Annotated in this window: 13 protein-coding genes; 11 read left to right on the top strand and 2 right to left on the bottom strand. The window is 57.0% G+C overall.

Annotated features, from left to right (window positions below; all coding sequences use genetic code 11):
* Positions 1–2: 2 nt before the first annotated feature.
* From nrdI to greA, 4 genes are all read left to right on the top strand, one after another.
* Entirely contained in the window at positions 3–407 is a 405-nt protein-coding gene (nrdI, locus tag JHL21_RS02175) for a class Ib ribonucleoside-diphosphate reductase assembly flavoprotein NrdI (RefSeq protein WP_169196368.1), read from the top strand.
* Positions 389–2542, top strand: coding sequence for a class 1b ribonucleoside-diphosphate reductase subunit alpha (gene nrdE, locus JHL21_RS02170; RefSeq protein ID WP_200211683.1), 2154 nt, complete (start codon positions 389–391; stop codon positions 2540–2542). The genes nrdI and nrdE overlap by 19 nt, the downstream gene beginning before the upstream one ends.
* A 16-nt stretch (positions 2543–2558) precedes the next feature.
* The gene (nrdF, locus tag JHL21_RS02165; protein WP_169196370.1) at positions 2559–3533 is read left to right on the top strand and encodes a class 1b ribonucleoside-diphosphate reductase subunit beta; all 975 of its coding nucleotides are present in this window, start codon (positions 2559–2561) and stop codon (positions 3531–3533) included.
* Between the two features lie 163 nt (positions 3534–3696).
* Positions 3697–4179, top strand: a complete 483-nt coding sequence (gene greA, locus JHL21_RS02160) for a transcription elongation factor GreA (protein WP_200211681.1) — start codon at positions 3697–3699, stop codon at positions 4177–4179.
* 134 nt (positions 4180–4313) lie between these two features.
* Here the strand turns inward: greA and JHL21_RS02155 are convergent, their stop codons facing one another.
* Positions 4314–5207 carry a restriction endonuclease gene (locus JHL21_RS02155; protein ID WP_200211680.1) on the bottom strand — a complete coding sequence of 298 codons (894 nt, stop codon included), beginning with the start codon at positions 5205–5207 and terminating at the stop codon, positions 4314–4316.
* A 1084-nt stretch (positions 5208–6291) separates the two neighbouring features.
* On the opposite strand from JHL21_RS02155, the gene JHL21_RS02150 reads away from it, so the two are divergent.
* The 3 genes from JHL21_RS02150 (at position 6292) to JHL21_RS02140 (ending at position 7949) form a co-directional block, all read left to right on the top strand.
* Complete coding sequence (locus tag JHL21_RS02150) at positions 6292–6447, top strand: hypothetical protein (RefSeq protein ID WP_200211678.1); 156 nt, start codon at positions 6292–6294, stop codon at positions 6445–6447.
* 200 nt (positions 6448–6647) lie between these two features.
* Complete coding sequence (locus tag JHL21_RS02145; protein WP_200211677.1) at positions 6648–7298, top strand: hypothetical protein; 651 nt, start codon at positions 6648–6650, stop codon at positions 7296–7298.
* A gap of 144 nt (positions 7299–7442) precedes the next feature.
* Positions 7443–7949, top strand: coding sequence for a hypothetical protein (locus tag JHL21_RS02140; protein ID WP_210338825.1), 507 nt, complete (start codon positions 7443–7445; stop codon positions 7947–7949).
* Positions 7950–8953: 1004 nt separating this feature from the next.
* Here the strand turns inward: JHL21_RS02140 and JHL21_RS02135 are convergent.
* Positions 8954–9865 (bottom strand): SMP-30/gluconolactonase/LRE family protein, encoded by a 912-nt coding sequence (locus tag JHL21_RS02135; protein WP_200211675.1) that lies wholly within the window; start codon positions 9863–9865, stop codon positions 8954–8956.
* Positions 9866–10313: 448 nt separating this feature from the next.
* Here JHL21_RS02135 and JHL21_RS02130 point away from each other — a divergent pair, with 448 nt between their 5' ends.
* The 4 genes from JHL21_RS02130 to JHL21_RS02115 all read left to right on the top strand — a co-directional run bounded on the left by JHL21_RS02130 (position 10314) and on the right by JHL21_RS02115 (position 15538).
* Positions 10314–11891 carry an ABC transporter substrate-binding protein gene (locus JHL21_RS02130; RefSeq protein WP_200211674.1) on the top strand — a complete coding sequence of 526 codons (1578 nt, stop codon included), beginning with the start codon at positions 10314–10316 and terminating at the stop codon, positions 11889–11891.
* Positions 11892–11960: 69 nt separating this feature from the next.
* On the top strand, positions 11961–12941 hold the full coding sequence (locus JHL21_RS02125; protein WP_169196374.1) for an ABC transporter permease: 981 nt from the start codon (positions 11961–11963) through the stop codon (positions 12939–12941).
* Between the two features lie 66 nt (positions 12942–13007).
* A complete protein-coding gene (locus tag JHL21_RS02120) occupies positions 13008–13898 on the top strand; it encodes an ABC transporter permease (protein ID WP_349236481.1) in 891 nt (296 codons plus the stop codon).
* Positions 13898–15538, top strand: coding sequence for an ABC transporter ATP-binding protein (locus JHL21_RS02115; RefSeq protein ID WP_200211673.1), 1641 nt, complete (start codon positions 13898–13900; stop codon positions 15536–15538). Before JHL21_RS02120 ends, JHL21_RS02115 begins: the two co-directional genes overlap by 1 nt.
* Positions 15539–15653: the final 115 nt, after the last annotated feature.

Raw genomic sequence — 15653 nt, 5'->3', positions numbered from 1 at the left:
GCATGGCTTCTCTCGTCTACTATTCCAGTACTTCGGAAAACACTCACCGCTTCGTCGTCAAGCTTGGTTTGCCAAGCGTACGATTGCCGGTGGATGCCGCGAGCGACCCACCCGTGGTGAGCGAGCCCTTCGTACTGGTGCTGCCGACATACGGCAGCGGGGACGGGAAGGGGGCTGTGCCAAAACCGGTGATCCGGTTTCTCAATGTGGCCAGTAATCGTGGCCTTATCCGTGGCGTGATCGGCGCGGGGAATACGAACTTTGGTACGGGTTATTGTTTGGCGGGCGATATCGTCTCGCAGAAATGCTCCGTACCGCTCCTCTATCGTTTCGAATTGCTCGGAACGGATGAGGATGTCGCCAACGTCATACAGGGACTCGAACGGTTTTGGACCAGCTCACACTAGAACGTCCGTCGCAGGCGCAAGATCAGTCGCTGGATTACCATGCGCTGAACGCCATGCTGAACCTCTATGACGAAGAGGGCCACATTCAGTTCGATAAGGACCGTCAAGCGGCGCATCAGTTCTTCTTGCAGCATGTGAACCAGAACACCGTGTTCTTCCATAATCTGCGCGAGAAGCTGACCTATCTGTGCGAAGAGGGCTACTACGAGCAGGAAGTGCTCGATCAGTACGCGTTCAACTTCGTGCGCGACCTGTTTGACCACGCCTTCGACAAGAAGTTCCGTTTCCCGACCTTCCTCGGCGCGTTCAAATATTACACCAGCTATACGCTCAAGACCTTCGACGGTAAGCGCTATCTCGAGCGCTACGAAGATCGCGTTTGCATGGTGGCGCTGGCGCTGGCGCGCGGCGATGAAAAGCTGGCGATGTCGCTGGTTGATGAAATCATCTCTGGCCGTTTCCAGCCAGCAACCCCAACTTTCCTCAATGCTGGCAAGAAGCAGCGCGGCGAACTCGTGTCGTGCTTCCTGCTACGCGTTGAAGACAATATGGAATCCATCGGTCGCTCGATCAATTCGGCGCTGCAGCTTTCCAAGCGCGGCGGCGGGGTGGCGCTGAGCCTCACGAACATTCGTGAGATGGGCGCGCCGATCAAGCATATCGAAAACCAGTCTTCGGGCGTGCTGCCCGTGATGAAGCTGCTCGAAGACAGCTTCTCCTATGCAAACCAGCTCGGTGCGCGTCAGGGCGCGGGCGCAGTATATCTGCATGCCCACCACCCAGACATCATGCGCTTCCTCGACACCAAGCGCGAAAATGCGGACGAAAAGGTCCGTATCAAGACGCTGTCGCTGGGCGTGGTTATTCCCGATATTACCTTCGAGCTCGCGCGCGACAACGAAGATATGTATCTCTTCTCGCCTTATGACGTGGAACGCGTCTATGGCGTGCCGTTCACCGAAATCTCGGTCACTGAAAAGTACCGCGAAATGGTGGCCGACAAGCGCATTCGCAAGAAGAAGATCAAGGCTCGTGAATTCTTCCAGGTGATCGCCGAAATTCAGTTTGAATCCGGCTATCCGTACATCATGTACGAAGACACGGTGAACAAGGCGAACCCGATTGCCGGTCGCATCACCATGTCGAACCTTTGCTCGGAAATTCTGCAGGTGAGCGACGCTTCGGTGTTCAATGAAGACCTGTCCTATGAGCACATGGGCAAGGACATTTCGTGCAACCTCGGTTCGCTAAACATTGCTGCGGCAATGGATTCTCCGGACTTTGGCACGACGATTGAAACCGCGATCCGTGGCCTCTCGGCTGTGTCGGACATGAGCAATATCAGCTCGGTACCATCGGTTGCCAAGGGCAATGCTGAAAGCCACGCCATCGGCCTTGGCCAGATGAACCTGCACGGCTATCTGGCTCGTGAGCGCATTTTCTACGGTTCGGAAGAGGGTGTGGATTTCACCAATATCTACTTCTACACCGTGACCTATCACGCCATTCGCGCGTCTAACCAGATTGCGACTGAGCGGAACGAAACCTTCAAGGGTTTTGAGAACTCGAAATATGCTTCGGGTGAGTACTTTACCAAGTACACGACCCAGGAATGGACGCCTGCGACCGAACGTGTGGCAAAGCTGTTTGAAGATGCCGGCATTCACATTCCGACCCAGGAAGACTGGAAGGATCTGGAAGCCAAGGTGCGTCTGACCGGCCTTTACAACCAGAACCTGCAGGCCGTTCCGCCAACGGGATCAATCTCTTACATCAATCACTCGACCTCCTCGATCCACCCGATCGTGTCCAAGATTGAAATCCGTAAGGAAGGTAAGATTGGTCGCGTGTACTACCCGGCTGCGTTCATGACGAACGACAACCTTGAGTACTATCAGGACGCCTATGAAATCGGCCCTGAAAAGATCATCGACACCTATGCTGCCGCGACGCAGCACGTCGATCAGGGCCTGTCGTTGACACTCTTCTTCCGCGATACCGCGACCACTCGCGATATCAACAAGGCGCAGATCTATGCGTGGAAAAAGGGCATTAAAACAATCTATTACATCCGCCTGCGTCAGCTGGCGCTAGAAGGCACGGAGGTGCAGGGTTGCGTCTCCTGCGCGCTCTGACCGGGATTTTAGAACAATGAACGTACCATTCCGCCCCATCGTTGCTGCCCGTGCGATCAACTGGAACCGTATTCAGGACGAGAAGGACCTTGAGGTCTGGAACCGCCTGACGTCGAACTTCTGGCTCCCGGAAAAAGTGCCGCTTTCCAATGACATACCGTCTTGGGCGACGCTAACCCCGCATGAGCAGAAGCTGACGATCCGCGTGTTCACGGGCCTGACCTTGCTCGACACCATCCAGAATGGTGTCGGCTCGATCCGCCTGATGGGCGACGCGCAGACCCAGCACGAAGAAGCTGTTCTGTCGAACATCTCCTTCATGGAGGCGGTGCACGCACGTTCGTATTCGTCAATCTTTTCAACGCTCTGCTCGACGCCAGACGTGGACGATGCCTATCGTTGGTCTGAAGAAAACCAGTTCCTGCAGCACAAGGCCAAGCTGATCCTCGATCAGTATGAGAGCGGGGATAGCCTCAAGAAGAAGGTCGCTTCGGTCTTCCTCGAAAGCTTCCTGTTCTACTCGGGCTTCTATCTGCCGATGTTCTGGTCGAGCCGCGCCAAGCTCACCAATACGGCCGATTTGATCCGCCTCATCATCCGCGACGAAGCGGTGCACGGCTATTACATCGGCTACAAATTCCAGCGCGAAATCGAAACGCTGTCGGCCGAAAAGAAGCAGGAAATCAAGGATTTCGCCTACGATCTTCTGCTCGAGCTTTACGACAACGAAATCCGCTACACCGAAGAACTCTATGACGACGTTGGCCTTTCGGAAGACGTCAAGAAGTTCCTCCACTACAACGCGAACAAGGCGCTGATGAACCTCGGCTACGAGGCTCTGTTCCCGCCCGAAGCGTGCCAGGTGAATGCGGCGATCCTGTCGGCGCTATCGCCGAACGCTGACGAGAACCACGACTTCTTCTCGGGCTCGGGTTCGAGCTATGTCATCGGCAAGGCTGTCGCCACCGAAGACGAAGACTGGGAATTTTAAGACCTGCTCATACAGCAGAGACAAAGGGCGGGCTTCGGTCCGCTTTTTTTTGGCCAATTATGGGCATATGGCTGGCATTGTTTGGCCTCTGGCTTGGCACCGCATGGGCGCGGCGGGGCCTTAGGGCGTGCGAGTTTCCTGATATTTCACTGAGGTTTCCGCGATGAGCGTGGCTTTTACAAAAGAAGACAGTGCTGAAACGGCATCGGAAACCATGCTGCCGGATCGTCCGATCCCGGATGGTCCCAATCTGGTGACGGCAGCGGGGCTGGAGGCGCTGGAGGCGCAGCTGCTGGCGGCCAAACACGCTTATGACACGGCGATGGTGGTGGAGGATATCAATGAGCGTCGTCGGCAAGCGGCGTCGCCTTATCGGGACATTCGCTATTATTCAGAACGCATTCGCACGGCGCAGGTGGTGGAAAATTCCGTAGACCGCTCTGTCGTGGCCTTCGGTACGACAGTGACCTTTGAGCGCGAAGACGGCCGCGTGCAGACCTATCGCATTGTTGGCGAGGACGAGGCTGACCCAAAGTCGGGCACGATCTCGTTCAGCTCACCCATCGCGCGGGCGCTGATGGGGAAGGGGGAAGGCGATGTGGCGAGCGTGGCTGGGGGTGAGGTGGAGATACTGCGCATTGGGTGAGGGCGGCGGACGTTTCGAACCTATGGTTTTTTGAGTAGGTGGTGACCGGGCACACACTTGCGATCTAAAAAATTCAGATAGCGCCAACGAGCGTGGCGCAGGTCGATATAGTTGCGACGTTGCTACCGCCAGAACTAAAACAGGTCAGTCACTTTGGCGAAGGGCTGCCGATGTTCGCTATGATGCCGAACTTTCTTGGCAATTACGATACCCAGATCTAGTCGGCGGTGCAGCGTGTGGTAAATGTCGGTGCCATCCATCATGATTAGACGCCGCGCGGTGAAGGCTTCAAAGCTCTCGTCCGAGTAGCCGCCGTAGCTGACGTACAGTCCGCGGGTCCAGTCCGGTCTTTCTAGCAGCTTGCCTTGGAAGCCGTGCAACATGGCACCATTAGTGGGTTTTGTGTGCCATTTGGCTTCCACGAGGTATGTTGCACCGTCGAGTTGGAACGAGCCGTCGACCTGCTCACTCTTGGTCGTGAAGGCTGCTTGCGCATCGAGCCCCCAAGCGTCGAACCATTTCTTTAGGAACCGCTCGAAAGCATAGCCTCGCTGCTGCGGATGGTCTCCCATTTGAGTCATTGCTAGGAATTCTTCTTCCAATGCTGCCTGAACGACTTCGCTCGGCTCTTTCGACGCTTCTGGCTGTGGCGGTGCTGTTGGCGTCGGCTCGTCGAAACCAGCTGGAAGTGGCTTGCCGCCCAGTTTGACTACCAACTGGGAGAGGCGCTGACGTGCCTGCGGCACAGTCTCGGATTCGTTGTGGTCCAGCCGATAGTTTTCGCGATATTCCCACAGCGCCGTCAGTGCCCTCACAACCTCCACATTGCTGGAAATCTCGAGAAAACCTCGGAACACCTTTCCCTTCGAGCCTCCGTGCATCGCGTAGCGGGCGTTGTAGATGTCGATGTTCAAGTCTCTATTGAAAAACGACGCAAATCTGTCGTTGCTAAAGTCGAGTACGTAACCAGAGTACATCCCGAATATGCTGTCGATCAGCTTCATGTCTGCCGTCGAGAGTTGAGTCATGAATATTTCCCGTGATTGTAGAGTTTTATTTGATGCGCGCGGTTTGTGGACGAGTTCAAGGCTACAGAGGAACTTATGAACAGGAGCTACTCTACTGTTTCTTGTGTTCAGTGGGGTTTGCATTTGTTCTTGCCGCCGATTTGCCTTGTTCGCGCAGTCATCACCCGCCTTGTCCGGGTGATCCAGAGCGTTGATGCATCGCGCTGGATTGCCCGATCAAGTTGGGCAATGACGGGGCGCGGGCGCGGTCGGCGTTTGGGCATCGCGAAGTGCAGAGCCCTCGGGTCAGGCCCGAGGGTGACGAGTTGGGTGTGCGGGGCGCATCCCCACCCAGCCTCCCCTTGCTAAGGGGAGGAGCTGCGTCGGTGCACGTGGCGAGTTCGTGGCTCTCTTGGGCGTTATCTTTTCACTTCGTCATCACCCGGCTTGTCAGGGTGATCCAGTGCGTGGTCGCGTCGGGCTGGATCCCCGGGACAGGCCCGGGGATGACGGTGGGGAGGGAGGGCGATGGGCACAGGGCTAGTGATTGCGGAAGCGGAACGGAGACCCTCACTTCCGTGAGGGCGACGGGGTGGTGGTGGGGCAAAGTGTTGAGAGCTCGGGTCGGGGCCAAAGGTGACGGCGTGGTGTGCGCCGACCCCCAACCTCAGTCCCTCCCCACAAGGGGGAGGGAGGCGAAGGGGCTGTGCGGCAGTGGAAGGCGGGGGCTTATGAGTGTTGGCTTTTCGCAGCGTCATCACCCGGCTTGACCGGGTGATCCAGAGCGTGGCGGCGTTGGGCTGGATTGCCCGATCAAGTCGGGCAATGACGGGGCGCAGGCGCTGGGCCTGTTTTTGCGAAGCGTTACCCCCACCCAACCTCCCCCAAACTTGGGGGAAGGGGCTGGGCCGGTGATTGCGGCAGCGGAACGCAGGCCCTCGCTTTCGCGAGGGAGACGGGGTGGTGATCGGGCACGGAGCCGAGACTTCGGGGCGGGTCTGAGGGTGGCGGGGCCAACGACCACAAGATCTTCGACATGACCAGCGGCACTGGCATTATCTAAGGTGGTCTCGCGGAGGATAGCATCCATCACAACAATGATGGTGTGAACGAAATCCTCGATTCCGGCGGCAGCCAGGACATCCTGTTCTTCAACGTCGCAAGCGTTTCTGACCTAGCGTTCTATCACAATGGAAACGCCCTGATCATTGCGGACGCCGCAGATACCCTATTCGAAAATTATGCCAGCCTGACGGACTAGTTCATCTCGGTGGACCATATCGAAGTGTTCTTGGCCAACGATAAATCGAACATGTTCTTTTTGAAAATTATAGTGGTGCGAAGATATTCTTTCGCGCCACTTCAACTACTTCGATGAAATTCAATGTCCGTGAGTAATTGAATTTTAATTTTTTCTACTGAACCCTGTCTTTTACACTTCAAGCTACCTTGGAGACCAGAATGGTCGATGCCATTTCCAATCGAATAACCGCCGGCCTAGAAGCGCGCAAGAACGCTGACCTGCGGGTGGCTGAACTGAAGGTCATATCGGAAGCCATCGGAGGTACAGCCTCCGTCACAAGCGAAGACCCAGCGGTGATAAAGGGGATCACCCCGCGCGAAGACATGATTTCGCGGGCAATGAAGGGATCAGAAGAGGAATATCAACGGACGCTCCGTTTCCTTCAATTCCGCCTTGAGTCTGAATATACAACCGGGTTCATCGATCCACCGGAGTTAAAAAGCTACGAAGGTGCCAAGACCTATGCCGAGGTGGTTGTGAACAACAAGGTGGTGGCCACCGTGGATAATCAAGGCGCTGTTAGGGCTGACGACTCCATGAAAGGGTTACTACAAGGCAAGCTCACAAATGACGTGAACGGGACCAATGGTCCCGACCTGGCTCAGGCAAGAGCCGACCAGATCGCCGAAATGCTCGGCGGAAAAGTCGCGAGGGCCGATACTGCCATAACACAGCAAAAATTCGCGGCTCTTGCCCCACCACCCCAGCGAGAATTCATCATTGACCGGGCCGGGATGGAATCTGATCAGCGCTATACGGATATGCAAACTTTAATCCAGAAGCGCGTAGAGTATCTAGGGCAGAAATGACAGGCACGAGCGGATCTTTTCATATCCACATCGCTATCTCTAGGTCAAACGCGACTAAGAAACATCTCACTCGCGGGAGACCAGAATGGTCGATGCCCTTTCCAATCGTATCACCGCCGGCTTGAGGCACGTAGGACCGCTGAGATGCGGGTGGCTGGCATGCGGGCTGCGTCTGAAGCTGGCAACACCTCCAAAAACGCGCCATCAACAATTGAGCGGCGCGAGCCCGCTGACCTAAAGATTACCCTTCCCGAGGATGTGGCAGAAAGGGTAGCGAAGAATCGGGCTCTTTCTAAGCTGCGCGAAACCGATAGGGGCGCCTGGCTTGATGAACTTGCCAAGCGGCCATCCATTCCAGGTGTCGCCGACCGTCTGCCACCCGCCTATGACGGGGAAATGACCCGCTTCGACAACCACGTCTCCAAGGCCTATTCGGAAATCAAGATCGACGGCAAAGTGGTCGCTCGCTTCTACAATGGCGGGGGTGCGGAATACGCCGATGACTATGCTTTTCTGGCAAAGGACGTAGGCACCGAGTCAATCGTTGGCCCAGACCTTGCAGAACAGAGAATGGCGAAGGCCAAGTCTGCACTGGAAGCCCGCGGGATCGTGGTCACGGACAGCCAGAATGCTCCCCTGGCGGACACGTAAAAAAAACGCCGGTAAGTCTGTGGCTGAGATGTTGAAGGCCAGCACCGCACAGACCCAAAGCGAATGGCTTGAGTTCAAAGCGAAAGAAGGCGCAATCCCCGGTCAACTGCTTTCGCGCACCGCATAGAGGCCGCGCCGCAGAGACGCCCACGAAGTGACGCCAGCCTCTCCATCGGATGTTCGATCCGCGGTGCGGCCAGTCCATTCTCTGTACGGTCCGTCTCATCATGCTCCGCGAGATAGCGCGCGATGCTCTCCGGCCAGTGGTCGAGGCGCTCGGAGTTGCTGGGAGGAGGCGCGTCGTTCTGGAAGCTCGTCGGTTAGGTCGACGGCGGCTTTTGCTGCAGGGCCGTCCAAAATCTGCCCGTCTCTTTTCCCTCCCACAAGACAGTGTCACTGTTACGAACCGAGTATTCAGCACGCAGGAGGGCTCGGCGGTGCAGGCGAGAGTGTCCGTGTGCTTGGTGATGGGCCAATGGAAAGTACAGAGCCTCGTGGTAGGCCCCGGGGTGGCGGGGCTGGTGGACGCCGCCCCCCACCCTCAGTCCCTCCCCGCAAGGGGGAGGGAGGCGAAGGGGCTATGCGGCCGTGGAAGGCGGGGGCTTATGAGTGTTGGCTTATCGCGTCGTCATCACCCGGTTTGACCGGGTGATCCAGAGCGTGGCGGCGTTGGGCTGGATTGCCCGATCAAGTCGGGCAATGACGGGGCAGTGGTGGTCGTTCGTTGCGCTGGCGTATGCGGAAGCGAAACAGAGGCCCTCGCTTTGGCGAGGGTGACAGGCTTGCTGGCGAGGCGTACCCCCACCCAGCCTCCCCCTGTCAGGGGGAGGAGTTGGCCCTGTGGTGTGGCGAGCTATCGCTCAGACAACGGCCGTTGCTCTTCTGAGCACTCTCTCTCCCCCGTCGTCATCACTAAGGCTCGACCGGGTGATCCAGAGCGTGGCGGCGTTGGGCTGGATTGCCCGATTAAGTCGGGCAATGACGGTGGGGATGGGGCAGGAAACCTAAGGCACCTGCGCGCCTTTGGCGTTGACGAAGATTGCGTAGACTGAGGTTGTCGCCGTGATGAAGAGTTGATTGCCGCGCGGGCCGCCGAAGGTGAGGTTGGACACGGTCTCGGGGATGTTGATGCGCCCTAGGAGCGTGCCGTCGGGGGCGTAGCAGTGCACGGCGTTGCCGCCGCTGGTCCAGACATTGCCAAAAGTGTCGGTGCGCAGGCCGTCGGGAATGCCGAATTTCAAATCACAGAATTTGCGGCCATTGGCCAAGAGGCGGCCGTCGATGACATCAAAGATGGTGATGCGGCGCGGCACGTTTTCGTCGTGGCTGGAGTCGCTATCGGCGACATAAAGCAGCTTTTCGTCGGGCGAGAAGGCGAGGCCATTGGGCTGGGCGAAGTCGCCGGAAACTGATTGTAATTCGCCTGATGGATCAAGGCGGAAGACATTGTGTTTGGCCTGCTCTGGGGTGGCCATGAAGCCTTCATAGTCCGAGAGAATGCCGTAGGTCGGGTCGGTGAACCAGACGCTGCCATTGGAATGGACAACAAGGTCATTGGGCGAGTTGAGGCGCTTGCCCTCAAAACTGTCGGCGAGCGTGGTGATGGTGCCGTCATGCTCGGTGCGGGTGACGCTGCGCGTGCCGTGGTGGCAGGAGAGCAGGCGGCCAGAGCGATCTCGGGTGTTGCCGTTGGAGTAGTGGCTATCGGCGCGGAACACATGGGTGCCGACATCGGGGATGTAGCGCAGCATCCGATGGTTTGGGATGTCGCTCCACAAGAGATAATTGCCATCTTTGAACCAGACCGGGCCTTCGGCCCAGCGGCAGCCGGTGTAGATTGTTTCGAGCTTGGCATTGCCCAAAATTAGCCCTGAGAAGCGCGTATCTACGACAGTGTAGAGGCCTTGTTCTGTCATTCGTGTCTCCTCCGGAATCCTCAATCTCTTCTTCTGATCATGACAGAGATTTGGGCAGATGGAAGAGGCAGGACAGAGGGACTGAACTGGCGTCAGACTTGAAAAATTTAAAGATTCTCTGCGGTCGTGCTGTGTTGAACTGGTCTCAAAGCGGCGAAATCAGACGAATGATTATTTTTTGAGGACGATTGGAAGAAAAGCGGACTTGGCTCCGTATACAAAGCATGCGTTGCAAGCTTTGTATGTGTTTCATCTTAGGGCCTGCTATCGAAAGATAACCCTCCCGAATCCGGGCGAATGGGGTTACGTGGGTTAGTTTTCCCGACATTCCTGAATATTGTTGCCCATTGCCTGCAATTGCACTGGCGTTTGTTTTCGGCTTTGCTGTCTTCAAAGCTCTCCAGTTCATTCGAGAGAGAGCAAGTATTCAGGAAATGGAGAGGACTTAATGAACACTTCACTCACCCGCATTGCTGCGGTGCTCGCTGCATCCACTATGCTCGTTAGTGTGGCCAGCGCGGAAACCATTCGCTGGGCGCGTTCCTCGGACTCGCTGACTATGGATCCGCACTCGCAGAACCAAGGGAATACCCACACTCTTTCCCACCACATCTATGAAACGCTGCTCGGCCGCGCCAATGACGGCGCTCTGACGCCACGTTTGGCGACAGAGTGGGCCCTGAAGGAAGGCGACCCAACAGTTTGGGTGTTCAAGCTGCGTGAAGGCGTCAAATTCCACAACGGCAACGACTTCACCGCTGAAGACGTGATCTACTCGATTGAACGCGCCAAGAGCGAGTTCTCGAACATGAAGCAGCTGCATGCCGAAGTGGTTTCGGTTGCTGCGGTCGACGATTACACCGTCGAATTCCAGATGAAGGGCCCAGCCCTGATCTACCCAAACAACCTCACCAACACCTTCATCATGGACAAGACCTGGTCCGATGAACATGATCTGGCTGTGGTGCAGGACTTTGCCGCTGGCGCGAGCAACTACTCGGTGCTCAACACCAATGGTACCGGTCCATACACGCTCGCTTCGCGCGAAGTCGACGTGAAGACCGTGCTTGATTACAACGCCGGCTGGTGGGGCGAAAAGCCTGCTGTCGACAAGATCGAATATCTGGTGATCGCTGACGCGCAGACCCGCGTTTCGGCTCTGCTCTCGGGTGAAGTCGATATCGTTCAGGACGTTCCGCCACAAGACATCGATCGTCTGAGCAATACCGAAGGCTTTAAGGTCGAAATCGGCCCAGAAAACCGCTTCATTTATTTCGGCTATCGCTTTGGTGAAGAGCCACTGGCTTCGTCCGACATCAAGGACAGCAACCCCTTCAACAATCCAAAGGTTCGCGAAGCGATGGAGCTTGCGCTAGATCGTGATGCGATCAAGCAGGTTGTGATGCGCGGCCAGTCGATCCCGACCGGTATCCCGAACCCTCCGTTCGTGAACGGTTGGACGCCAGAACTCGACGCTTATCCGAAGCCAGACGTGGAAAAGGCGAAGGCCCTTATGGCTGAAGCTGGCTACCCGAACGGCTTTACGGTGACGCTCGATACGCCAAACAACCGTTACGTGAACGACGAAGCGATCTCGACCGCTTATGTCGGCATGCTCGGCCAGATCGGCATCAAGGTGACGCTGGCATCGCGTCCAGTGGCTGAACACAGCCCGATCATCTTGGCGAACAAGTCGGACTTCTACCTGCTCGGTTGGGGCGTTCCGACATTTGACTCGGCCTATGTCTTCAACGACCTCGTCCACTCCAAGACTGATCTGCACGGCACCTATAACGTCGGCCTCTACACCAACCCAGAACTCGATGAGAAGATCATCGCGCTCGGCACCATGGACAACATCGAACAGCGCGATGCGACCATTGCCGAAATCTGGAAGGTCGTGAAGGAAGATCGCGTGCTCATGCCGATCCACAACCAGGTGCTCGCATACGCAATGCGTGATGGCGTGACCCTGGCTGTTCAGCCGGAAAACCAGCCGAACATGACTACGGTCACCTTCGACTAACTTCCTGCAATCCAAGGCCGCCGCGCGAAGAGAGTTCTTCCGCGGCGGTTCGTATTTTGAGGGAGCCACATGCTCGCCTTTATTGCCCGACGACTTCTGCAATCCGTCCTCGTCATGCTCGTCGTGGCGTTTATTGCCTTCCTCGTCTTCCGTTACGTCGGCGATCCGCTCGCAGCTTTGCTGAGCCAGGACGCAAAACAAGCGGATTATGACGCGGCTCGTGAACGGCTTGGTCTAAACGAGCCCTTCTATGTCCAGTTTTTCCATTTCGTGGTGAACGCACTTCAAGGCCAGTTTGGCATTTCCTATCGGCTGCAACAGCCGGTCAGCCAACTCATCCTCGATCGCTTGCCCGCAACCATCGAATTGGCTTTCGCCTCGTCCATCATCGCTCTGGTGGGTGGTGTTGTGCTCGGCATCTACACCGCTCTGCGCCAGAAGGCGTTTTCGACTGGCGTGATCATGACGCTGTCGCTGGTGGGCGTGTCCTTGCCGACCTTCCTTATTGGTATTGGCCTGATCTACGTTTTCGCGGTCGAGCTCAAATGGCTGCCCTCGTTTGGTCGTGGCGAAGTTGTCGAGCTCGGTTGGTGGAAAACCGGGCTGCTGACCCAATCGGGCCTGCGCTCGATCATTCTGCCGGCGATTACGCTGTCGCTGTTCCAGTTGACGCTGATCATGCGCCTTGTGCGGGCAGAAATGCTCGAAGTGATGCGCACGGACTACATCCGGTTTGCGCGCGCTCGGGGCCTTTCCAAGCGTGCCATCAATTTTGGTCATGCGCTCAAGAACACCATGGTGCCGGTGATCACCATCACGGGGCTTCAACTGGGGTCGGTGATCGCTTTCGCGATTATCACCGAGACGGTGTTCCAGTGGCCGGGCGTGGGTTCGCTCTTCGTCAATTCGGTCGCCGCCGTCGATGTTCCGGTCATGGCTGCATACCTCGTCTTCGTGGCGTTGGTGTTCGTTATTATCAACCTCATCGTTGATATTCTTTACTTTATCGTCGATCCGCGCCTGCGCGACGGCGCAAGAACGGGGAAGTAACTCGTGACAGACCTCCCTCAAACTCCGGAAGCTCCAGCGGCCGCGCCGTCGCGTTGGCAGAGCTTTATCAAGTCAGACGTTGTTTGGTCCTATCGCCATTCACCCGTTGCGATCGTTGCCTCGATTATCGCGCTGGCGCTTATTCTGATGGCGGTTTTTGCGCCATTGTTGGCGCCCTATAATCCGTTCAATCCAGCGACGCTGAATTTGATGGACGGGTTCACGCCGCCCAATTCGACTTCGATGTCCGGCAAGTATTTCTCGCTCGGCACGGATAGTCAGGGGCGCGATGTGCTCTCGACCATTATGTACGGATCGCGCGTGTCACTATTCGTGGGCATTATGGCGACGCTGTTCGCTATGGTGATGGGTGTCGGGCTCGGCCTCGTGTCAGGCTATGTCGGCGGCGTGGTGGATGCGATCATCATGCGTGTTTGCGACGTTCAGCTCAGCTTCCCGGCCATTCTCATTGCGCTGTTGATCTTCGGCATTGCGCGCGGCGTTATCCCGCCCAATCAGCAGGAAGGCGCGGCGGTCTGGGTTCTGATTATTGCCATTGGTCTGGCCAACTGGGCGCAGTTCGCGCGCACGGTGCGTGGCGCAACCCTCGTTGAGCGGCAGAAGGATTATGTGTCAGCGGCGCGCATTCTTGGCGTGCATCCGATTTTCATCATCTTCCGCCATGTGCTGCCCAATGTGGTTGGTCCGGTTCTGGTGATCGGCACGATCGGGCTGGCACTCGCCATCATCGAAGAGGCGACATTGTCCTATCTTGGTGTGGGCGTGCCTCCGACGCAGCCTTCGCTTGGGACGCTGATCCGTATCGGCCAGCAGTTCCTGTTCTCCGGCGAATGGTGGATCCTCGCGTTCCCCGCACTGACGCTCATCCTTCTCGCTCTGTCGGTCAACCTCCTTGGTGACTGGCTGCGTGATGCTCTCAATCCGAAGTTGCGCTAATGCCTGAACCCGTTCTTTCTATTCGCGACCTCGTTGTTGAGTTTCCATTCCGCGACGACGTGTTCCGTGCCGTAAACGGCGTGTCGTTTGACATCATGCCGGGCGAAATTGTCGGCGTCGTCGGGGAGTCCGGTGCGGGCAAGTCGATGACCGGCTCCGCCGTTATTGGGCTCATCGATCGTCCTGGGCATATTGCGGGAGGCCAAATCCTCCTCAATGGTCAGCGCATCGACAATCTGCCGACCGAACAGCGTGACGCGTTGCGCGGCAAGCGTATCGGCATGGTCTTCCAAGATCCGCTGACGAGCCTCAACCCGCTCTACACGGTGGGTCAGCAGCTGGTTGAAACCATCCGCACGCACTTGCCGCTTTCCGAAGCGGAAGCGCGGCAGAAGGCGATTGATCTGCTGACGGAAGCGGGCATTCCGCGCGCCGCCGAACGCATCGACTCCTATCCGCATCAGTTTTCGGGCGGGATGCGCCAGCGTGTGGTTATCGCGCTGGCTATCGCGGCTGAGCCGGAGCTGATCATTGCGGACGAGCCGACTTCGGCGCTTGACGTGTCCGTGCAGGCCCAGATCATCAAGGTGCTGAAAAAGCTGTGTTCGAGCCGTGGCGCTGCGGTGATGCTGATCACCCACGACATGGGCGTGATTGCGCAAACCGCCGACCGCATGGTGGTGATGCATCAGGGTACGGTGGTGGAGACTGGGACGGTCGGGGACATTATTCGTCGTCCGCGCGAGCCCTATACGATCAAGCTGATCAACTCGATCCCGACGATTGAACGCAAGGACGGGGCAGCGGCGGTTGCGCCCACTGTCGCTGACGACAAAGCCTATGTGCAGGTGAAAAACCTTCACCGTGACTTTGAAATTGGCGGTGGCGGCTTCTTCAAGTTGTTGCCGGGCAAGGTGGAGAAATTCCGCGCGGTCAACGATGTTAGCTTCTCGATTGAGAAGGGCACGACCTTTGGCCTCGTGGGGGAATCCGGTTCGGGTAAATCCACTTGCGCCAAGATGATTGTCGGGCTGCTGCGCCCAACTTCGGGCCAGATCACTGTGGCCGGTCACGACATTTGGGCTGGTGGCGCTGGGCATCAAGAGCGGCGCAAGCGCGTTCAGATGATTTTCCAGGACCCCTATGCGAGCCTTAATCCGCGCTGGCGGGTGAAGGACATTATCGCTGAACCCATGCGGACGCTCGGCATTGCGCGCAATGGCAGCGAAGTCGAGCAACGCGTTGCTGATCTTCTCACCAAGGTGCGCCTAGACCCGTCCGTTATGCGGAAGTTCCCGCATGAGTTTTCGGGGGGGCAGCGGCAGCGCATCGCCATTGCGCGTGCGCTTTCGAGCCAGCCGGAATTTATCGTGTGTGATGAGCCGACTTCGGCGCTGGACGTATCCGTGCAAGCGCAAGTCTTGGATTTGATGAGCGAATTGCAGGCCGAATTTGGGCTGACTTATCTGCTCATCAGCCACAACCTTGCCGTTGTGCGGCAGATGTCGACCGCCGTTGGCGTATTGCACAATGGCGTGTTGGTGGAGAAGGGGCCGACCGACGCGATCTTTGATAGTCCGCAGGCGGACTATACCAAGATGTTGCTCGATGCGGTGCCGGACATCTCCAAAGTTGTCTAAGTCATAGACTCATATAGAAAAGCGCGGCGACAGAAGATCCTAGATTTTGTGTTGCCGCGCCAAGAGCTTGTCCAATAATTTCTCGACAATGCGCCGCTACGTCTGAAATCTCTGT

Origin of the sequence: Devosia sp. WQ 349K1 (assembly GCF_016595685.1) — a bacterium.
GTDB lineage: Bacteria > Pseudomonadota > Alphaproteobacteria > Rhizobiales > Devosiaceae > Devosia.
Note: the sequence above shows the minus strand (reverse complement) of the source record. Positions and strands in the feature narration are given on the sequence as shown.